This window comes from Cytobacillus eiseniae (assembly GCF_017874625.1).
GTDB lineage: Bacteria > Bacillota > Bacilli > Bacillales > Cytobacillaceae > Cytobacillus > Cytobacillus eiseniae.
In genome coordinates, this window is record NZ_JAGIKZ010000004.1 from 19284 (window position 1) to 39588 (window position 20305).

Annotated in this window: 18 protein-coding genes, 1 other RNA gene and 1 other annotated feature; of the genes, 2 read left to right on the forward strand and 17 right to left on the reverse strand. The window is 39.4% G+C overall.

Annotation, left to right across the window (positions count from 1 at the left end; all coding sequences use genetic code 11):
- Positions 1 to 11: 11 nt before the first annotated feature.
- The 7 genes from J2Z40_RS05315 to J2Z40_RS05345 all read right to left on the reverse strand — a co-directional run bounded on the left by J2Z40_RS05315 (position 12) and on the right by J2Z40_RS05345 (position 8074).
- Positions 12 to 485: a PRC-barrel domain-containing protein gene (locus J2Z40_RS05315; RefSeq protein WP_066396247.1), complete on the reverse strand. Its 474-nt coding sequence runs from the start codon at positions 483 to 485 to the stop codon at positions 12 to 14.
- A 908-nt stretch (positions 486 to 1393) separates the two neighbouring features.
- On the reverse strand, positions 1394 to 3787 hold the full coding sequence (gene recD2, locus J2Z40_RS05320; RefSeq protein WP_066396249.1) for an SF1B family DNA helicase RecD2: 2394 nt from the start codon (positions 3785 to 3787) through the stop codon (positions 1394 to 1396).
- A gap of 43 nt (positions 3788 to 3830) precedes the next feature.
- On the reverse strand, positions 3831 to 4493 hold the full coding sequence (locus J2Z40_RS05325) for a tetratricopeptide repeat protein (RefSeq protein ID WP_066396258.1): 663 nt from the start codon (positions 4491 to 4493) through the stop codon (positions 3831 to 3833).
- Positions 4494 to 4597: 104 nt separating this feature from the next.
- Positions 4598 to 5713, reverse strand: a complete 1116-nt coding sequence (gene mnmA, locus J2Z40_RS05330; RefSeq protein ID WP_066396261.1) for a tRNA 2-thiouridine(34) synthase MnmA — start codon at positions 5711 to 5713, stop codon at positions 4598 to 4600.
- Between the two features lie 30 nt (positions 5714 to 5743).
- A complete protein-coding gene (locus tag J2Z40_RS05335) occupies positions 5744 to 6886 on the reverse strand; it encodes an IscS subfamily cysteine desulfurase (RefSeq protein WP_066396264.1) in 1143 nt (380 codons plus the stop codon).
- An 88-nt stretch (positions 6887 to 6974) separates the two neighbouring features.
- Positions 6975 to 7394, reverse strand: coding sequence for a cysteine metabolism transcriptional regulator CymR (gene cymR / locus J2Z40_RS05340; protein WP_066396267.1), 420 nt, complete (start codon positions 7392 to 7394; stop codon positions 6975 to 6977).
- Positions 7394 to 8074: a YczE/YyaS/YitT family protein gene (locus tag J2Z40_RS05345; RefSeq protein WP_066396269.1), complete on the reverse strand. Its 681-nt coding sequence runs from the start codon at positions 8072 to 8074 to the stop codon at positions 7394 to 7396. The genes cymR and J2Z40_RS05345 overlap by 1 nt, the downstream gene beginning before the upstream one ends.
- Positions 8075 to 8229: 155 nt before the next feature.
- On the opposite strand from J2Z40_RS05345, the gene J2Z40_RS05350 reads away from it, so the two are divergent.
- A complete protein-coding gene (locus J2Z40_RS05350) occupies positions 8230 to 9495 on the forward strand; it encodes a replication-associated recombination protein A (RefSeq protein ID WP_066396271.1) in 1266 nt (421 codons plus the stop codon).
- A 332-nt stretch (positions 9496 to 9827) separates the two neighbouring features.
- On the opposite strand, the gene J2Z40_RS05355 is transcribed toward J2Z40_RS05350, so the two are convergent.
- The 6 genes from J2Z40_RS05355 to J2Z40_RS05380 form a co-directional block, all read right to left on the reverse strand.
- Positions 9828 to 10787: an ABC transporter permease gene (locus J2Z40_RS05355; protein ID WP_066396273.1), complete on the reverse strand. Its 960-nt coding sequence runs from the start codon at positions 10785 to 10787 to the stop codon at positions 9828 to 9830.
- A complete protein-coding gene (locus J2Z40_RS05360; protein WP_066399433.1) occupies positions 10780 to 11700 on the reverse strand; it encodes an ABC transporter ATP-binding protein in 921 nt (306 codons plus the stop codon). The genes J2Z40_RS05355 and J2Z40_RS05360 overlap by 8 nt, the downstream gene beginning before the upstream one ends.
- Before the next feature lie 14 nt (positions 11701 to 11714).
- On the reverse strand, positions 11715 to 12407 hold the full coding sequence (locus J2Z40_RS05365; protein ID WP_066396276.1) for an ABC transporter ATP-binding protein: 693 nt from the start codon (positions 12405 to 12407) through the stop codon (positions 11715 to 11717).
- Positions 12400 to 12783 carry a GntR family transcriptional regulator gene (locus J2Z40_RS05370; RefSeq protein WP_066396278.1) on the reverse strand — a complete coding sequence of 128 codons (384 nt, stop codon included), beginning with the start codon at positions 12781 to 12783 and terminating at the stop codon, positions 12400 to 12402. The genes J2Z40_RS05365 and J2Z40_RS05370 overlap by 8 nt, the downstream gene beginning before the upstream one ends.
- A 4-nt stretch (positions 12784 to 12787) precedes the next feature.
- Positions 12788 to 13573 (reverse strand): hypothetical protein, encoded by a 786-nt coding sequence (locus tag J2Z40_RS05375; protein WP_066396280.1) that lies wholly within the window; start codon positions 13571 to 13573, stop codon positions 12788 to 12790.
- Between the two features lie 157 nt (positions 13574 to 13730).
- Complete coding sequence (locus J2Z40_RS05380) at positions 13731 to 14492, reverse strand: tRNA threonylcarbamoyladenosine dehydratase (protein ID WP_066396283.1); 762 nt, start codon at positions 14490 to 14492, stop codon at positions 13731 to 13733.
- A 512-nt stretch (positions 14493 to 15004) separates the two neighbouring features.
- Here J2Z40_RS05380 and J2Z40_RS05385 point away from each other — a divergent pair.
- On the forward strand, positions 15005 to 15958 hold the full coding sequence (locus J2Z40_RS05385; RefSeq protein ID WP_066396289.1) for an NAD(P)H-dependent flavin oxidoreductase: 954 nt from the start codon (positions 15005 to 15007) through the stop codon (positions 15956 to 15958).
- 75 nt (positions 15959 to 16033) lie between these two features.
- On the opposite strand, the gene ssrS is transcribed toward J2Z40_RS05385, so the two are convergent.
- The 4 genes from ssrS to J2Z40_RS05405 all read right to left on the reverse strand — a co-directional run bounded on the left by ssrS (position 16034) and on the right by J2Z40_RS05405 (position 20233).
- A non-coding RNA gene (ssrS, locus tag J2Z40_RS05390) (6S RNA) lies at positions 16034 to 16215 on the reverse strand.
- Positions 16216 to 16281: 66 nt separating this feature from the next.
- Positions 16282 to 18051 carry an aspartate--tRNA ligase gene (gene aspS / locus J2Z40_RS05395; RefSeq protein ID WP_066396291.1) on the reverse strand — a complete coding sequence of 590 codons (1770 nt, stop codon included), beginning with the start codon at positions 18049 to 18051 and terminating at the stop codon, positions 16282 to 16284.
- A gap of 42 nt (positions 18052 to 18093) precedes the next feature.
- Positions 18094 to 19362: a histidine--tRNA ligase gene (gene hisS / locus J2Z40_RS05400; RefSeq protein WP_066396293.1), complete on the reverse strand. Its 1269-nt coding sequence runs from the start codon at positions 19360 to 19362 to the stop codon at positions 18094 to 18096.
- A gap of 316 nt (positions 19363 to 19678) precedes the next feature.
- Positions 19679 to 19922, reverse strand: a binding site (T-box leader).
- 134 nt (positions 19923 to 20056) lie between these two features.
- Positions 20057 to 20233: a hypothetical protein gene (locus J2Z40_RS05405; RefSeq protein WP_162840492.1), complete on the reverse strand. Its 177-nt coding sequence runs from the start codon at positions 20231 to 20233 to the stop codon at positions 20057 to 20059.
- Positions 20234 to 20305 lie beyond the last annotated feature (72 nt).

The following is a 20305-nucleotide window of genomic DNA, read 5'->3' on the forward strand; positions in this document are numbered from 1 at the left end:
GAAAAAACACCTCACTCTTTTACATTAACGATGATGGTGTCCTTTCCAATTGCAGGTGGCACTTCTGTTTTGACCACACGCTTTCCCTCTAGCATATCTGAAAAGAACCCATCCGATAATTCATACCCTATAATTGTCCCCAATTCTTCATGAAAATATACATCCTCAACTAAGCCTAACCGCTCTCCTTCTTTCGTCATGAGCATCTTGCCTGTTAAACGATTCTGGCTTTGAAATGTATATTCACTTGATTTTTTTATTGGTTTGAGTACAGATGGATCCTCGATCATCACTCCATCCCATCCAAAGGAGTAGACATCTCGAACATCTATCAGAGAGGTTCTTTTTAAAAGGGCGCCCTTTCGAACAAGCAATCCTGTTACAATCCCATTGCCAGAGATTCGGATATCGCAAACATCACCCATTCTCATTCCATTTTGAATATTAATAACCGGAAGTCCTTTTAGTAATGAAAATGTCCGCAAAGATCGTCCCACCTTCCCGGAACATTTATAGTTTGCTTCACAAAAATAAAAAAATAAGCTGTAACATTTTCTAATTAGAAAAGCGGAAGCGCCTTGGTCATCGCCGTTCAAACTGGAAGGGCCGCGACTGAGATAAAGGAAACACGGTGAGGAACGAACCGATGTTGACTTATCGCAGGGAGGGGACCTGAAGTTTGGTAGGCGATAGGCGCTGCAGCTAGACAAAGAAAAGTGGAAGCGCCTTGGTCATCGCCATACAAACTGGAAGGTCTCCGACTGAGATAAAGGAAACACGGTGAGGAACGAACCGATGTTGACTTATCGCAGGGAGGAGACCTGAAGTTTGGTAGGCGATAGGCGCTGCAGCTAGACAAAGAAAAGCGGAAGCGCATTGGTCATCGCCGTACAAACTGGAAGGTCTCCGACTGAGATAAAGGAAACACGGTGAGGAACGAACCGATGTTGACTTATCACAGGGAGGGGATCTGAAGTTTGGTAGGCGATAGGCGCTGTAGCTAGACAAAGAAAAGCGGAAGCGCATTGGTCATCAAAAAAAGCAATAGAAATAGCACGCAAAAACGCATGGATTGTTGTGAAAATCCATGCGTTTCAACTTTTTGTGGACATTGAGTACGTTATTTATCAAAAACCATCTTATTTTAGAGCATCATCGGACACACTGAGTACGTTATTTGCTAATAATTAGATGAAAACAACACCCTTTCAGATAAATAACGGAATGTATGTCCGATAAAAATGCCAAAGCACAATTATTGATGTAAATAGCGGAACGTATGTCCTTTAAATTACGAATATGCCAATAATTATTGTTACTACGCAATCTGCCTGTTAATTGATATTTGTTTCTCCATAAAAATTAGTTAGGCTGTTTTTGTTATTCTGCTCATTCACATAAAATCATACGGTGTGATACTTTCCATGCCAATCATCGGGTCGATTTTCATAAGCGCTTCTTCGATATTTAATGGAACAATCGTTTCATTTTCTTCCGCACTTTGTATGAGTACTTCTTCCGTCAGTCTTTGCGTTAAACTTGTAAGCCTTGCCTGCTCATCTGCTCTTTCAACACCAAGTCTCAAGGCATCTTCTTCGCCACATAAAATAAGAAACTGCTTGCTTCGTGTAATCGCTGTGTATAGTAAATTTCTTCGCAGCATGCGATAGTAACTCTTTACTACGGGTAGAATGACAATCGGAAATTCACTGCCTTGCGATTTATGGACGGAGCAGCAATAGGCATGTGTAATTTGGTTTAAATCCTGACGGGTATAAGTTGCTTCTGCCCCATCAAAGGAAACGACAATCATATCCTGCTTCTCCGTATTTTCCTTTGCATAGAAAATCGAAACAATTTCACCCATATCCCCATTAAACACATGATTTTCAGGCTGATTAACAAGCTGCAGGACTTTATCGCCAATTCGATATTTGACCTCTCCAAAAGAAAGCTCTTTCCTTGTGCCATCCGTATTTGGATTAAAGATTTCTTGAACAATTTCATTTAATCGATCAATCCCAGCCGGGCCCTTATACATCGGGGCTAGCACTTGAATATCCTTAGAAGAGTACCCCTTTTTCTTTGCGTTTTGAACGACCTTTTCAACAACGGTTGCAATTTGACCTGGTCCACATCGGAAAAAGGATCGATCGGCTTGTTGGGCAGAAATATTTGCAGGAAGTCTTCCTTTTTTTATTTCATGTGCAAGCTCTATAATCGATGATCCTTCTGCCTGTCTATATATATCTGTTAGACGAACAGTAGGGATCCGTTCAGAAAGAAGCAAATCCTTTAACACTTGACCAGGTCCTACTGATGGCAACTGATCTTCATCTCCAACTAAAATCACTTGCATATTTTCAGGAATTGCTTTAAAAAGTTGATTTGCGAGCCAAATATCAACCATAGAAGTTTCATCAACAATAAGGATTTTCCCCTCTAATGGGCTTTCCTCATGACGATCAAAACCTTCTGAGCCGTTCCAGCCTAAAAGCCGATGAATCGTAACTGCAGGCAGTCCTGTTGATTCCGACATTCTTTTTGCCGCTCTTCCTGTTGGAGCTGTAAGTAAAAATGGAAAAGGCTCTTCCTTCTTATAATCCTTAATTTCTAATGAACAGCCGTGCAAATCAGCATACATTTCAACAATGCCCTTAATGACTGTTGTTTTTCCCGTACCAGGTCCACCCGTTAATAAAATCATTGGAGACATTAAGGCCGTATGAATGGCATCCTTTTGGCTTGGCGCATATTGAACATTCAATCGCTCCTCTAATTTTCCTAGTGTAAGGAGAAATTCAGACTCTGGAAATTGCTCATTATACTGAGTTTGCTGTAATATTCGCTTAATATTCGTTACTAAGCCCTTTTCAGAAAAATAAAGGGAGGGCAAATACAATCTCTGCTCCTCAATCATTATTTTCCCTTCTTCTTGAAGCTTAACAATTTCATTTGAAATATCATTAAATTCGATGACATCTCGATTATTTTCCTCTAATAGCTTTTTCACACTTGGTAATAAAGCTCTTCCCTCCATATACACATGACCGGCCTGCATGCTTTCTGTTTCAAGTATGTATAAGCAGGCGGCACGAATACGATCGGGGTGATTGCCTGTAATTCCTAGATGGTAACCTAATTCATCCGCACGGCCAAAGCCAATTCCATCAATATCTTCTACAAGCTTATATGGGTTTTTCTGAATAACCTCTAGCGTTTGCTCTTTATACGCTTGATAAATTTTCATCGATAGCTGTGGACCAAAACCATATTGATTCAAGGCAATCATCGCTTGTTCAAGTCCTTGATGCTCCATTAATGTATCGTATAAAGATTTCGCCTTTTCTGGAGGCAATCGAGGAATTTGATCAAGCAAGGAAGGCTGATTCAAAATCCGGGAAATCGCATTTTCCCCTAATGTTTCGACAATCGTTTCTGCAGTCTTTTTCCCTATACCTTTAAAGAGCTCACTGGATAAATAATTGACAACGCCTTGTTTTGTCTGAGGGATGTCTTTACGAAAATGAGTAGCCAGAAACTGGACTCCAAATTTCGGATGATCCTTTAATTCCCCATAGAAAATATATGTTTCCTGCTCATGCATTTTCGGAAAATACCCTGTAATTACTGCTTCTTTATCCTCATATTGATCATTCGTCTCTTCCACTCGAATGCGCAAAACCGTATATAAATTTTGTTCATTATGAAAGATGGTCACTAAATGCTTGCCCTTCATATACTTTCCATGTTCTGCAAATAAGTCCAAGGAGTCCTGTTTCTCCATCATTTCTCCTCCTTCCTTTTTAAAAAAGGATTCATCCGTTTACTTATTCGTCTATGCTTCCTTTTTCGATTAGCTTCTTACCATATCCTGCTAATAAATGGTCTGGTTGAATTTCAAGTGCTTTGTTGAAAAATTGAAGGGCTTTTTCGCCTTCCTCTTTAAATCCGTATGCAACACCTAAATTATAAAGCGCATCTGCATGTGCTGGATTAATCTGAATACATTTTTCCAATTGACTAATCGATTCATCAACATATCGCAATTGTGCTAAACATAATCCATATTGGAAGAAGGCTTCCGCATCTTGATCATTTAACTCTGTGCTTCTTTGAAGATATGGCAAAGCCAATTTCCCTTGCTCTAAGGCTAGGAGTGTTAAACCAAGCATAAAATAATTATCACCTGATTCAAGCCCTTTCTTCATAGCGGCTTCAAACATGGACTTTGCTTGATCATATTTCTCAAGCTCGAAATATAAATTTCCTGCACTATAATAGGCAGTACCTGCTTCACCGTCTAATTCAATTGCCTTCTGATAGAATTTTAATGCCCTTTCCACTTCGCCAACTGCTGATAGTACATTGCCAAAGTTTATATAAGAAACAGCATCTGTTGGATTCTCCTCAATTGCTTCCATAAATGTCGTTGCCGCTTCTTCCCATTTTCCTTCTTGCATATATTGAATACCTAATTGGTTTTTATCCATTCATTATTCACTCCATTTCTACTTTCAAAATTATAGCATATTTGTTTCTATTCATTACATGTTAAAAAGCCTCGATTCTATTTATAAGAATCGAGGCTACCTGCTTATCCTACATAATCGAGACGATTTCCATCTTTAAATACTTCATCAATCGTTCCACCGCCAAGGCATTCATCTCCTTGGTAGAAAACAACCGCCTGTCCAGGTGTAATCGCACGGATCGGTTCTTGAAAGATCACTCTTACTTGATTGTCTTCCAAAATCTCAACCGTCACTTGATTATCAGGTTGGCGATACCTAAATTTTGCTGTGCATTGAAATGTTTTTGCTTTCTCCACGTTTGAAACCCAGCTCATATTTACGGCTGTGATCGATTGTGAATAAAGCTTTTCATTATGGAAGCCCTGTCCGACATAAAGGATATTTTTCTTTAAATCCTTCCCAATTGCGAACCATGGTTCACCCGCACCACCAATTCCTAAGCCATGACGCTGCCCAATTGTATAGTACATGAGACCATCATGTTTTCCGACTACTTTTCCATCAAAGGTTTCCATATTTCCAGGTTGCGCAGGCAGATAATTGCTCAGGAATTCCTTGAAATTTCTTTCTCCAATAAAGCAAATACCGGTACTATCTTTTTTCGTTGCCGTTGCAAGTCCTGCCTTTGTGGCTAATTCTCTAACTTTTGCCTTCTCGATGTTCCCAATTGGAAACATGACCTTTTCGAGTTGTTCTTGATTTAATTGATTTAAAAAATAGGTTTGATCCTTATTTTCATCGATTCCGCGAAGCATTTTATATTCGCCATCTCGATATTCTACTCTTGCATAATGGCCTGTTGCAAGATAGTCTGCGCCAAGATTCATCGCATGCTCAAGGAAAGCCTTGAATTTAATTTCTTTATTGCACATGACATCAGGATTTGGTGTTCTTCCTGCTTTATATTCTTCAAGAAAATACGTAAACACCTTATCCCAATACTGCTTTTCGAAATTAACTGCATAATATGGAATGCCGATTTGATTACACACACGAATGACATCCTCATAATCCTCTGTTGCTGTACACACACCATTTTCGTCTGTATCATCCCAATTTTTCATAAAAATCCCGATGACATCATAGCCTTGTTCCTTTAAGAGCAATGCAGCTACTGAGGAATCCACTCCCCCAGACATCCCGACAACAACTCTCGTATCCTTTGGTGCTTTATTCATTTTGTTCACCACGTTCCTATTATAAATAATCTATTTTGTTAACCGTTTAATAATCTTGCTCGTTTCTTCTCCTACTTTCTCTATTTGCTCTATTGTATTAAAAAGGCCAAAGCTAAAGCGAATAGAGTTTTGCAGTCGTTGATCTCCTTGGCCATGAATAGCGACTAAAACATGTGATGGGTCAATTGCCCCTGCTGTACAAGCCGAACCGCTGGAAGCAGCAATCCCTGCCAAGTCTAAGTTCACAAGCATCGCCTCCACATTTGTGCCAGGAAAGCTTAAGTTTAAAACATGAGGCAAGGAATAATCAAGTGATCCGTTTTGCAGGAAGTGAATCTTTTCCTCAGTTAGTTTCTTTATTAAACTTGACTTAAACTGTGTATAACTACTGATTCTTTCATTCATTTCCTTCTGGCTAATGTGGACTGCCTCTTGAAACCCGGCAATGGAAGCTACATTTTCTGTCCCTGCTCGTCTCTTTCTTTCTTGATCTCCGCCAAATATTTGAGGAGAAAGCTTAATATCATTATTGGCATACAAAAAACCAATGCCTTTTGGGCCATTTAATTTATGTGCAGAAACAGACATCAAATCGATTCCCTCAACATTGACATCGATCTTTTCAATTCCATATGCTTGGACTGCATCTGTATGAAAGATTGCTGAATGATTAGCCAATAGCTGACCTATTTCCTTTATCGGCTGAATCGAGCCAACCTCATTATTCCCATACATGATCGTAACGAGAATCGTATCATCTCTTAACGCTTCCCTTACATCCTCAACACACACTCTGCCTGATTTATCTACAGGCAAGTATGTAACCTCATATCCAAGTTTCTCCAACTGTTTGCACGCATGAAGGACCGCATGATGCTCAATTTGAGAAGTGATAATATGCTTTCCTTGATGTCCATATGTATCTGCAACACCAAATATCGCGTAATTATCCGCTTCCGTTCCCCCACTTGTAAAAATGATTTCATTTGCATGGGCCCCAATGCTAGCTGCTAAATCTGCACGCGCTTCATCCACAATATGACGGGCACTTCGTCCAAAATGATGGATGCTTGATGGATTTCCAAACTCGGAATTCATAATAGCAACCATTTTTTCGATCACTTTTGGATGCATTGGTGAGGTTGCCGCATGATCAACGTAAATCCGTTCCACTATATTCACCTTCTTATATGAATGCACTATTTTTAAGAGTTGATTTTAACAAGTTGATTCTTTTTTCATACTTCTATTCATTTACTTATCAAATATAAAACATATAGCTATTTGATTCGCCTTCATCATTGTAATTCGCTAAATCTTCCACTGTTGTACCATCCAAAACATCTTTTACTGCGTCACGAATACGCATCCAAAGATGTTTTTTTGCGGGTTCTTCGTCTTCAATCCCCTCAACAGGACTGATCGGCCCCTCAAGTACTCTAATAATATCACCAGCTGTAATATTTGCTGGTTCATCCCCTAAAATATAGCCGCCATATGCACCACGAATACTTTTCACTAAGCCAGCATTTCTAAGTGGAGCAATGAGCTGCTCTAAATAATGCTCTGATAAATTATTCGCCTGTGCAATGGTCTTTAATGAAATCGGGCCATCTCCATGTTTTTTTGCTAATTCAATCATAATCGTTAAACCATAACGACCTTTCGTCGATATTTTCATTAACTCACACCTCTATCCTTTTCATTTCCAATTGTTGTATATCCTTGTTTTCTTATTTTTGCTAAAAATTGATTCGTTAATGACTGACATTGCGGCAATGCAATGCCTGCTATTGGCCCGATTGCCAAGCTAATAATGATTGTGCCCCAAAATACGGGCCCACCGAGCTGCCAGCCAACTAGTAAAACAAGTACTTCCATACAGCTTCTAACATGACTAACCTTCCACCCCGTCTTAGCAGTTAAGGCAATCATTAAGCTATCACGCGGGCCGGCACCAAATTGTGCTGAAATATAGATTCCCATTCCATAACAATAGATGATAATTCCACAGACAAACATCATCATTTTCCCAACTAAAGAAGGTGGAGTCTGCATAAATGGCAGCAATAAATATAAATCAATAAAGAGTCCAATTAGTATCATATTTAAAAAAGCACCCATTTTCGGGAACTCTTTTGAGATAAGTGAGGCAACGGTCAAAATCACAACGCCGACGATTACTGACCAGCTTCCAATTGTTAGCCTGAGCTGATAGTATAAGCCAACATGCAAAACATCCCAGGGCGTTGCACCTAAATCAGCAATAATCAATAAGACAATCCCTAAGCTCATAACAAGAAGGCCACTTAAATACACAATGAATCTCGCACCTATTTGGCCATTTTTTTTCACATTCATTGCTTTTATCTCCCCGCTCGTCATGACTGTTATATTCTTAGTAATTAGATAGACTTTTGTTATTATAGCATATTTAATTCGCTTTATCATTTTGCCTGAACATAGAATATGGTATGTTTATTTTAATAACCTTTGAACGTTTTGGAGTGATAATTATGAGTATTAAACCGTTGGCCTTTCGGATGCGGCCAAGGTCAATTGAGGAAATAATTGGCCAGGAGCATCTTGTAGCAGAAGGCAAAATTATTCATCGGATGGTCAAAGCAAAACAGCTATCCTCGATGATTCTATATGGTCCCCCTGGAATCGGTAAAACGTCCATTGCAAGCGCAATTGCCGGAAGCACAAGCTATGCTTTCCGCACACTTAATGCAGTAACGAACAACAAAAAGGATATGGAAGTCGTTGCTGCAGAAGCGAAAATGTCTGGGAAGGTCATTCTTCTTCTTGATGAAGTTCATCGGCTCGACAAAGGCAAACAAGATTTCCTGCTTCCTTATTTAGAAAATGGAATGATTACTTTAATTGGGGCAACGACTAGCAATCCATACCATGCGATCAATCCAGCGATTAGAAGCCGCTGTCAGATTTTCGAATTAAAGCCTTTATCCGTTGAAAATATTAAAGAGGCGCTTCTTAGAGCACTTGGAGACAGTGAACGTGGAGTGGGAGAGAAACATGTCAATATGAGTGAGGATGCCCTCACGCACTTTGCTACTGCTTCTAACGGAGATGTTCGAAGCTCTTTAAATGCAGTAGAGCTCGCCGTTTTGTCTACGGAGCCAGATGATGATGGCATCATTCGCATTGACTTGCAATCGGCCGAAGAATGTATGCAGCGAAAGAGTTTGTCACATGACAAAGATGGAGATGCACATTATGATGTGCTATCCGCCTTCCAGAAATCAATTCGTGGCAGCGATGTTAATGCAGCCTTACATTATTTAGGCAGATTAATTGAGGCAGGCGATCTCATAAGCATCTCAAGAAGATTGCTTGTAATTGCCTATGAAGATATTGGACTCGCTTCCCCACAAGCTGGGGCAAGAACACTCGCTGCAATTGAAACGGCCGAACGAATCGGATTTCCTGAAGCAAGGATTCCACTTGCAAGTGCGGTCATTGAATTATGTTTGTCGCCAAAATCAAATTCAGCAGTAATCGCTATTAGTGCAGCCCTTGAAGATATAAGAGCTGGCAAGAGCGGAGAAGTTCCCGACCATTTAAAGGATGCCCATTATAAGGGTGCAAAAGAACTTGGCAGAGGGATTGAATACAAATACCCTCATGATTATGATGCAAGCTGGGTGAAGCAGCAATACTTACCTGATCGCTTGAGAAACAAAATTTATTATGAACCGAAGAAGACTGGGAAATTCGAACAAGCATTGGCTACGATTTATAGCAAGTTAATGAAATAATGATTCAATTAGTTATACATTGTATTTTTGCGGACTGACGTTCCGCTATTTCAACATAATCCCTTTATTTCTTACACTTACGGACTAAGGTTCCGCTATTAAGGTTCAAGAGCGTAAATTTCGGATGATGATGACTCATTAACGGAATAGGTGTCCGTTCGCGTAGTAAAAATAGTGGATCATATACAAATAGCGGATTGGGTGTCCGCTACATTTTTCAAATAGACCCTCATTCCGCTATCAGTCATCCATTTTCAAAAAATGCTCAGAGTTCAATCGATCTCTGAGCATTTTGATATTTATAAAGGATTATCCAATAATGCCACTCGTTCCTATGCAGCAACATCCCTCTTTTTGAATACATAAAAAGCGATTGCTTGGAACATTACAAAATAAATAATAATCATAACAATTGAAAAACCTAGCGTCATTCCTTCAATCATCGGAGTACCATCAAAGTACTGGAGTAAATCAGTATTGGCAAAAAGCAGATATTTTGCCCATTCATATTTTATCGCAATTAAGCTTGTAATCTGCCCCCCCATAAACATAAGGAAGATCGATAATCCTATGGCAAGTGAATTATTTCTGAAAGCAGAAGATATCATAAATGCCATTGTTGCCAACATTAGCATATTAACAGATTTCAGGCCAAAATTTATTAGAAGATGAAGGAGCATGCTTTGTTCTGTTACGACGCCATCCTGATAATTTAAGTAAGGAGATGCCTGTTCTGGGAAGCCAAAAAGGATCATACCTAACAACATGGAGTAGGCAAACAGTATAAATAACATAAATAAGCCAAATAACAGCACGGTTATATATTTGGATGCTAGAATTCTTCCTCTGTTGATTGGCCGAATTAGGAGAAGCTTGATCGTTCCCCAGTTAAATTCACTCGCAACAATGCCACCAGCAATAATAATCACAAATAATCCAACAAAGTCAATGGCTTGCGATCCATCTGAAATAAATCCCCAAACTGAATATTCTTCATTCGGTGATAAATCATTTGTTAGCCGATATTCATTAATAGCTATTTGCCTTTCATAGCTATCCTTTACTGCCTCGGGAATAGCAGGTCCCATATCTTCCATTTCTTTCTTAAAGCTTTCATTTTGAACTTGGAGGCCTCTTTTCCATTCTGAATTATCAGGAATTGTCCCTCTCGAATCTTGATATTTCACAAATGCGCCAACAACTGTAAGGATAAAGAGAAGAAGGCCAATCATGACATATGTGCCTGTTCTTCTAAATATTTTCATCCATTCATTTTGAATTAATTTAATCATGTGACAGCCCCTCCTTTTTTGAAGTCAGCTCAAGGAAACGATCCTCTAATGTTTTATTTACCTCTTTTACACTGTAAATTTGAATATCATGGCTAACAATTTCCTTAATTATTCCAGGGATTTTTTCTCTTGTCAGCGGTAACGCAATCCCATTTTCTGTCGCCTGTACTGGTAGCTCCATTTGGCTAAGTATTTCACTTATTCTTTCTTTCTCATCTACTTCTATTTCATAGATTTTCTCTTTCCCTTGGACAAAATCGGTCATATGCTGAACATCGATTAGCTTCCCTTGCTGAATGATGCCAATCCGGTCACACATCATCTCCATTTCAGCTAGGAGGTGACTTGAAACAATCACGGCCATTCCTCTCTCTCTTGCCAGCTTTCTTACATGGTCCCTAATTTCACGAATCCCAGCAGGGTCCAAACCATTCGTCGGTTCATCCAAAATTAAAATTTTCGGATCATGCAAAAGACACTGTGCTAATCCAAGACGCTGCCTCATTCCTAGCGAATATGTTTTTACCTTGTCATGAATTCGATCGGTAAGACCAACAAATTCTACTGTTTCCTTAATTTTTTCTTTCGTAACCCCTTGAGACATCCGCGCATAATGGATGAGATTTTGATAACCGCTCATGAACTTATACATCTCCGGATTTTCAACAATGCCGCCAATATGCTTGATTGCCTGTTCAAAATCTGTTTTTATACTATGACCCAATATTTTAATATCACCAGAAGTTATGCCTATCAAGCCGACAATCATTCGAATTGTCGTTGTTTTGCCGGCACCATTCGGACCTAGGAAGCCAAATACTTCCCCTTCATTCACATTAAAGCTCAGCGAATCAATAATCGTTCTGCCCTTTATTGTTTTGGTTACATTTTGAATTTCCACGAGGGTATCCATTGTATTTTCTCCTCTCATTCTTTAAAAGTCTCCTTCATCCACTGAATAACAGATAAACCTTTTGTTTCTCTTAAATCCTCGACATTCTGCCGATCAATCACTTTGCCATCTTTAACTGCTAGTACCTCATCCAAAAGCGGCTCTATTTCATCAATTTCATGGGTCGCAATAATAACTGTCTGATTTTCATAATCAATATAAGACAGCAGCCCCTTTACGATTGAGTCCCTTACCATTGGATCAAGGCCCGAAAAAGGCTCATCTAATAAGAGGACAGAAGCATCTCTTGCCATTGCAAGCACAAGTTTTAATCTTCCCCGATTTCCCTTTGATAATTGCTTTAGCTTTTTATCTGGATCCAGCTTCATAAATGAAAGCAACTCATTCGCACGATCCATTCGGAAATCCTCAAACTGAGAAGCATAGAAGTCAATCATGTCCTTCACTTTAAAAGGCTGATAGAACATATCTAATTCAGATAAGTAGGCAACCTTTTTAGCGATTCTTCGATCAACAGGAATGCCATCTACTAGAACCGTTCCTTTCGAAAAATGAACAAGTCCAGCTATGATCTTCAATGTCGTTGACTTTCCACTTCCATTTGGGCCAATTAAACCATAGATTTTTCCTTTCTCTAGAGAAAAGGACACATCAACTAAACCAATATCACGTCCGTATTTTTTGGATACATTTTTGAACTCAATCATTTTTTATCTCCTGCCTTCCATTAAAATAACGTTTTAAGCCAGAGATGATCTCCTCTTCTGTGAGCCCAAGTTCTTTCATGTTGTGAACAAATAATTCAATGATGTCCATTTGCATACCAAGCTTTAATTGATGGATCGCCCCTTCATTCTCTGTTACGAATGTCCCTTGTCCACGCTTCGTTTCCACGATTTCCATCCTCTCCAGTTCACTATAGGTTCTCTGAATCGTATTTGGATTGACACCTGACTGTACGGCCATTTCACGAACGGAGGGAAGCTTGTTTCCAGGCAATAATTCCCCTCGGATCATTTGCTGTTTGATTTTGTCAGCAATTTGCATATAAATTGGTCTTGATGCTTGAAATTCCTCACTCATGAAATCACACCTCCACTTTCCGCTCTAGAAGCCATACAGCCGCATAAAACACGCTAAAAACAAGTACGGTATAAATGATCCCGTTCACCATTGATAGTTCAGCACTTTCTACAAAACCAGCGGAAGCAGTCGTATTCCAAGTTTTAATCTCGAACGAATAAGCATTAAGTTTAATGACACCAATGTTTTTTAATTTTTGATATAGCGGAAGATTGCTCACATAATTGCCGAACGTTGTGAACAGAAGCCATGTGCCAATCACGACTGGCCAGCGTAGAGAGCTTAAAACGGGAATGTTTTTCAAAGAATGAAATAAGGACCAATAAAATAAAACCCAAACGCCTAGAAAAAGGGTACCTAGCGTAATACCAACTGCCATGATGACAATATTGAGAGCGGGCCCACCCGTTAATTGCAGCAAACTTTCTAAGTTGCCCCCATGTTTAAATCCCCAAATGGCAATAACAATCGAAAGGAGAAAAGATGCGAAATAAAAAACAATCCCTGCCGTTAATTTAGCTAGAAATAGAACGATTCCACTATTTGGATTATGAAGCCAGAGCTGCGTCTGCCCCTCGATATTAAGTGAAGATAAAAGATATGCAGGCAAATACAACCCGTACCCCACTACCATCAACAATGCCACGGCTACAAAAATATTTGGCTCATTGAAGTATTTTGTCAAACCGAATCCAATCATTACACCCAAAATTAATAAAGCTAATCCGAGCATAAACCAGTTTTTCATGAGTTTTAATTCTTTATAGATTAATCCTTTAAAAACCTTCACATCGATCAACCCCTGTATCAGTGTTCTAGTTTAATAGTACACCGATACATACTTATCCGTCAATTAAAAAATTACAATTTATAGAAGATCCTCTTTGTACACCCTTATATAACAAAAAAAGCCAGGCTATTTAGCCCGACTCTAATATTTCTTATAATTAATCATTCACACGATAAACTTTAATATCTTTAAGCAATTCTCTTGCCACATAGCTTGCCATGATTAAGCCAGCTGTTGACGGACAAAAGGCATTAGATGCGGGTGGCATTTTGGCTTTGCGGATTGTCGCCCCTTCCTTGCCTACTACCTTTCTAACATCCTCACGAATCACAATTGGGCTTTCATCAGAGAATACGACTGGAATCCCCTTTCTAATTCCTTCTTTTCTTAAATGAGTTCGGATCACCTTTGCCATTGGATCGGTATGTGTTTTTGAAATATCAGCAATTTGAAAACGGGTTGGATCCAATTTATTCGCCGCACCCATACTCGAAATAATTGGAATTTTGCGTTTTAAGCATTCTTTCATTAAATGAATTTTATATGAGATGGTATCTGAAGCATCTACTACAAAATCAAGCCCATACTCAAAAAATTGTTCGTATGTTTCCTCTGTGTAAAACATTTTTAATGCAATGACTTCGCATTCTGGATTAATATCCTTGATCCGCTCTTTCATTAAATCTACTTTTGGCTGCCCAATCGTAGAAAGCAAAGCAATAATTTGACGGTTAACATTTGTAATATCTACATCGTCTTTATCCACAAGGACAAGACGTCCCACACCAGAACGAGCAAGGGCTTCAGCAGCAAATGTTCCAACTCCGCCAACTCCTAGAACAGCTACTGTACTATTTTTCATTATTTCAAGGCCTTCCTTGCCGAAAGCCAATTCATTTCGCGAAAATTGATGCAACATTTCATTCAACTCCATATTATTATTCTAAATGATATTCCTTATTTTTTTCCCGATTATGAATATATCATACTTTATTTAAAAAATAGGCTGTTTTTGCAAACATTGTTATTATTTATTTAACACATAAATGGTAAAGGTTGATTTCCGCTCCAGGTTGCTCCCTTTCCGCGGAGTAGTCCGCTTGAGCCTCCTCGTCGCTTCGCTCCTGTGGGGTCTCAGCTGTCCTACGCATCCCGCAGGACATTGAATTTGCTTCTTGAATCGACACCGCACGTAGGAAATGCGAATGCATTTTCGAGGATCTCGCACCTTCCGCTCCAATCAACCGACCTATTTGGTTAACCATTCATTCTAACATTTGATATAAATACAACAATCTTTTATAAAGAACCTTTTTAAAAAAATTATACTAACTATTAGGACCAGATGACAGATGTCACTATTATCATTTTCTTCTTGATGGTACGCTTAGGCGGGGATTAAAAATTTTTGGGAAGAAATGGGGAAATCGTATGAGCTTGCCACAATTAAAAATTGGACATATGGAGCCTAAGGTTCCAATCCTTCAAGGTGGGATGGGGGTTGGAATATCACTTAGCAGCCTTTCTTCAGCTGTTGCAAATGCGGGGGGCATAGGCATTATTTCTGGAACAGGCATCTCTACTGAGGAGCTGCGCTTTCACATTAGAAGGGCAAAGGAATTAATAAAAGATACAGGCTATATCGGGGTCAATGTTCTATTCGCTATGAATGATTTTGCTGAAAAAATGAAAGCAGCTCTTGAAGAAAAGGTGGATTTTATTATTTCAGGTGCAGGAATTTCACGAGATATGTATGCATGGGGAAAGGAATACAATATTCCCGTTCTATCGATTGTTTCCTCTGCAAAACTTGCAAGGCTATCAGAAAGACTTGGAGCTTCTGCGATTGTTGTGGAAGGACATGAAGCTGGTGGCCATTTAGGAACGGATCGACCACTATTTGAGATTCTTCCAGAAGTAGTTGAAGCTGTGAAAATACCTGTGATCGCTGCAGGTGGGATTTTGACAGGGCATGATTTAGCAAAGGCGATTAAACTAGGGGCTTCAGGTGTTCAGATGGGGACAAGATTTGTAGCTAGTGAGGAATGTGATGCCCCGCTCGCTTTTAAAGAAAAATATGTTCAGGCTCAAATAGGAGATACCATTTTAGTTAAAACGACAGTTGGCCTTCAGGGAAGAGCCATAAAAAATAAATTCACAGAGTTAATTGCTGGAACAGGTAAATTAAAAATTGCAAAATGCCATGATTGTTTAAAAAACTGCTCCTATCGCTTCTGTACGCTCGATTCCATGCTGAAATCAGTTGGAGGAGATGTTGAAAATGGTTTAGTATTTGCTGGCTCTAGGGTAGCAGAAATTAATAAAATACTACCGGTTCAAACGATCATCACGCAGATTTCAGCAGAATACATGACAGCTAATTAAATCTAAAAAAAACAATCTATACAACAAATAAATCCATGTCTAATTGACATGGATTTAACTTTTCTTATGTAGGTAAAGAGTCCCAATCATGCCGTCGCCCTGATGCCTAAATTTTGAACCCGCACTCAGCAGGTGGGTGTCCTGTTTCCAGCTTATGTAAGTCCTTATCCAAGGCGTTTACGCAGCTAGAAAACTCAGTCTCCCGTAGAAATAATGTTGGTCAAAATTTAGTTACACAACGAACATTTCAGGACTCTTTATTTATTAATTGTATTTTATCATATGCATTTTTCTCTTTCAAGCGATCCTTTAAGAGACTTCCATTATTTTTTTAATTTGAGCGCCAAATGTAGATCATCTAATTGTGCCGCACTCACTTCACCTGGTGCATTTGTTAAAACACAGCTTGCACTTGCTGTTTTCGGGAAGGCAATTGTATCACGAAGATTTGTTCTTCCAGCTAAGAGCATCACAAGTCGATCAAGTCCGAGAGCAATTCCACCATGTGGTGGCGTGCCATAATCGAAAGCATCTAATAAGAAACCAAATTGTTCATTTGCTTCTTCTTTCGAAAAACCAAGAACACTAAACATTTTCTCTTGTACATCCCTTTCAAAAATACGAAGGGATCCCCCACCAAGCTCATATCCATTAAGAACAAGGTCATATGCTTGTGCTCGTACTTTTGAAGGATCTGTTTCAAGCAGTGGCAAGTCCTCACGCTGTGGCATTGTAAATGGATGGTGAGCTGCATAATAGCGGCTCGTCTCTTCATCATATTCAAGCAATGGCCAGTCTGTAATCCAAAGGAAATTGTATTTGCTTTGATCAATCAGCCCAAGTTCCTTTCCAAGCTTCAAGCGTAAAGCACCTAATGCATCAGCAACTACGTTTTTCTTATCTGCTACAAATAAGAGAAGGTCACCTGTTTCAACACTTAGAATTTCCTTCATTGCCTTTTGCTCTTCTTCAGTCACAAATTTAGAAATAGGTCCCTTTAACTCATTCTCTTCTGCTTTCAACCATGCAAGTCCTTTTGCCCCATAGACAGAAACAAATTCTGTTAACGCATCAATGTCTTTTCTTGAATAGCTGCCTGCTCCATTTTTCACATTGATTGCCTTTACTTGGCCACCAGATGATACTGCACCTGCGAATACTTTAAAGCTTGAATCCTTCACGATTTCAGAAAGGTCCACTAACTCCATTTCAAATCTTGTATCAGGCTTATCAGAGCCATAACGGTTCATTGCTTCCTGATAAGTCATTTGCTGGAATGGAAATTGAACATCCATTCCCTTCACTTCTTTCATGATCTTGCTCATCATATTTTCCATTAAGCTGATGATGTCTGCTTGACTCATGAAGCTCATTTCCATATCGACCTGTGTGAATTCTGGCTGACGGTCTGCACGTAGATCCTCATCACGGAAACAGCGAGCAATTTGGTAATACCGCTCAAAGCCACCAACCATTAGAAGCTGTTTGAAAATTTGTGGTGACTGTGGCAATGCATAAAATTCACCTGGATGGACGCGGCTAGGAACTAAATAGTCACGTGCACCTTCTGGCGTGCTTTTTGTCAGAATTGGTGTCTCAATATCAAGGAAGCCTTCCCCATCAAGAAAGTCTCTCATCGTTTTTGTCACCTGATGACGCATTTTTAATGTTTCATACATGGCAGGTCTTCTTAAATCAAGATAACGATATTTAAGTCGAACATCCTCAGATACTTCCATTTTATCATCTAGTGTAAATGGCGGTGTTTTTGCTTCATTTAAAATCGTTATTTTTTCTGCTTTAATCTCAATACGCCCTGTTTTTAGATTTGTATTCACTGTGCCGTCTTCTCTGGCAACGACCGTTCCTTCAATATCTAGAACAAACTCATTTCTTACTTTTTCTGCCGAAGAAAGAGCTTCAGGAGATACCTCTGGATTAAATACAACTTGAACAATTCCTGTACGATCACGAAGATCGATAAAAATAAGACCGCCTAGATCACGTCTTTTTTGTACCCATCCTTTTAAAACTACCTTTTCTCCGATTGCAGCCTCTGTTACTTCGCCGCAAAAATACGTTCTCCCAAACATGATGATACCCCCTATAAGTAAGATAAACTTGCCTTGCTTTAACTAGATTAATTCAGCTAGTTTATCAATAAATGTTTCTAGTTCAATCTCCATTTGTTCACCGGTTGCCATCGACTTCAAATTTATTTTATTTGCTTTCAATTCATCTTCACCTAAAACCGCTACATATTTCGCATTTGAACGATCAGCTGCTTTGAATTGTGCTTTTATTTTTCGATCAAGATAATCTCTTTCAGCTGAGAATCCAGCAAGGCGCAGCTTATGCAGCAAGCCAACCGTATAATCCTTCGCTTCTTCTCCTAGTGATACGAGATAGCAATCAATCTCATTCTTAATCGGAAGTTCAATGTTTTCAGCATCTAATGCTGCGATGAAACGTTCAATACTCATGGCAAATCCAATTCCAGGCGCTTCAGGTCCACCAATTTCCTCGGTTAACCCATTGTAGCGTCCTCCCCCACAAAGAGTAGTAATGGCTCCAAACCCTTCTGCGTCACTCATGATTTCAAAAGCCGTATGATTATAATAATCCAGCCCACGAACGAGATTGGAGTCTACTTCAAATGGAATATTTAGATTCGTTAAGTATTGTTGTACCTTATTGAAATATATCTTCGAATTAGTATTTAAGTAGTCAAGAATAGATGGTGCATTTTTCATAAGCTCATGGTCATGATCCTGCTTACAGTCAAGAATCCGCATTGGGTTTTTCTCAAGTCGATTTTGGCAGTCAGAGCAAAACTCACCGATTCTTGGCTTAAAGTGATCAACGAGCGCTTGGCGATGCGCATTTCTACTCTCTTTATCCCCTAAGCTATTAATGATTAGCTTTAATTTCTTTAAGCCTAGTGAGCCGTAGAGAGACATAGCAAGGGCAATTACTTCTGCATCAATGGCTGGGTCAGCACTGCCTATCGCCTCCACCCCAAATTGGACAAATTGACGATAACGCCCTGCCTGTGGACGCTCATAGCGAAACATCGGTCCCATATAGTAAAGTTTTACTGGCTGATTCGCGTCACCATACATTTTATGTTCGACAAAGGAACGTACAACAGCTGCTGTTCCCTCTGGTCGTAATGTTAAACTCCGATCCCCTCTGTCTTTGAACTCATACATTTCCTTTTGAACGATATCTGTCGTGTCACCTACACTTCGCAAAAAAAGCTCTGTATGCTCAAAAATCGGTGTACGGATTTCACTATATTGGAAGTTTGCACAAAGCTCACGCGCTTTTTCCTCAATTAATTGCCATTTCTCTACTTGTCCAGGAAGAATATCCTGGGTGCCTCTCGGCAAACGAATCGACATTTTTCATTGTCCTCCTCTTGTTAAAAAAATAGGCTATTTTCACAAACACTGTTGCTAATTAAGATAAAGTTTGGCATAGGTTGATTTCCGCTCCAGGTGCTCGCTTTCCGCGGGGTGGGCGGTGAGCCTTCTCGACGCTAAAGCGTCTGCGGGGTCTCACCTGTCCCACTTCTCCCGCTGGAGTCTCGCACCTTCCGCTCCAATCAACTGAACTAGTTGATCAACCATATCCATACAAACATTTGTATCTAAAGCAACAATATTTTAGTAATGAGCCAAAAAATATAAAAAAGCCCCCGCCTCCTTGTATACAAATACAAGGGACGAGAGCTTTAAATTCCCGTGGTGCCACCCTAGTTGAAGTCGCCACTTGTGACGAACTTCCTCTTTTACAGTTAACGCCTGTTAACGTTCAGCTCCTACTTAAAGCAACGCTTCTTTCAGAGAGAAACCTACGAAGTGTTCATTCATTAAATCATCATGTAGAAATGCTTTCAGCCTATGGCATTTCTTCTCTTTTCATGTGGGGTTTAATTACTCTGCTTCATCAACGGTTATTCGTATTGCTTAGATTCCTTATTTCTACCCAATAATCTTTGGCTCGAAAGCTAGACATGTAGTGCTTCATCTAAGCGACTCATTAATATTTATTTAATAATACGTATCATCAAGTCTGATGTCAATAGGGTTTTACCTAAGATCGTTCTAAATGTTTTTTTAATTTCCTGACGTCCTTCACAGTCAACCCAAATTCTGTAGCCAATTCAACCATATTTGATCCTTGTTCCTTCTGGATGAAATCATGAAAATCTACACCAAATAACTGATTTTCACCTGATTGAGTGGATACCCCTTTATCACTAAATCTCATGTACATCCCCCTCATTCTCTTATTCCTCTTATTGTTTCCATACAAGTGATAAAACAATCCAATTGTTATGCA

What these genes read in the sequence shown, in the direction of transcription:
- J2Z40_RS05380 (WP_066396283.1), bottom strand. Translation starts at nt 14,492, where the DNA reads ATGTTGCATCAATTTTCGCGAAATGAATTGGCTTTCGGCAAGGAAGGC.
- mnmA (WP_066396261.1), bottom strand. Translation starts at nt 5,713, where the DNA reads ATGAATAAAGCACCAAAGGATACGAGAGTTGTTGTCGGGATGTCTGGG.
- recD2 (WP_066396249.1), bottom strand. Translation starts at nt 3,787, where the DNA reads ATGGAGAAACAGGACTCCTTGGACTTATTTGCAGAACATGGAAAGTAT.
- hisS (WP_066396293.1), bottom strand. Translation starts at nt 19,362, where the DNA reads ATGTCGATTCGTTTGCCGAGAGGCACCCAGGATATTCTTCCTGGACAA.
- J2Z40_RS05325 (WP_066396258.1), bottom strand. Translation starts at nt 4,493, where the DNA reads ATGGATAAAAACCAATTAGGTATTCAATATATGCAAGAAGGAAAATGG.
- J2Z40_RS05345 (WP_066396269.1), bottom strand. Translation starts at nt 8,074, where the DNA reads ATGAATGTGAAAAAAAATGGCCAAATAGGTGCGAGATTCATTGTGTAT.
- aspS (WP_066396291.1), bottom strand. Translation starts at nt 18,051, where the DNA reads ATGTTTGGGAGAACGTATTTTTGCGGCGAAGTAACAGAGGCTGCAATC.
- J2Z40_RS05405 (WP_162840492.1), bottom strand. Translation starts at nt 20,233, where the DNA reads ATGAGATTTAGTGATAAAGGGGTATCCACTCAATCAGGTGAAAATCAG.
- J2Z40_RS05385 (WP_066396289.1), top strand. Translation starts at nt 15,005, where the DNA reads ATGAGCTTGCCACAATTAAAAATTGGACATATGGAGCCTAAGGTTCCA.
- J2Z40_RS05370 (WP_066396278.1), bottom strand. Translation starts at nt 12,783, where the DNA reads ATGAGTGAGGAATTTCAAGCATCAAGACCAATTTATATGCAAATTGCT.
- J2Z40_RS05365 (WP_066396276.1), bottom strand. Translation starts at nt 12,407, where the DNA reads ATGATTGAGTTCAAAAATGTATCCAAAAAATACGGACGTGATATTGGT.
- J2Z40_RS05350 (WP_066396271.1), top strand. Translation starts at nt 8,230, where the DNA reads ATGAGTATTAAACCGTTGGCCTTTCGGATGCGGCCAAGGTCAATTGAG.
- J2Z40_RS05355 (WP_066396273.1), bottom strand. Translation starts at nt 10,787, where the DNA reads ATGATTAAATTAATTCAAAATGAATGGATGAAAATATTTAGAAGAACA.
- cymR (WP_066396267.1), bottom strand. Translation starts at nt 7,394, where the DNA reads ATGAAAATATCGACGAAAGGTCGTTATGGTTTAACGATTATGATTGAA.
- J2Z40_RS05360 (WP_066399433.1), bottom strand. Translation starts at nt 11,700, where the DNA reads ATGGATACCCTCGTGGAAATTCAAAATGTAACCAAAACAATAAAGGGC.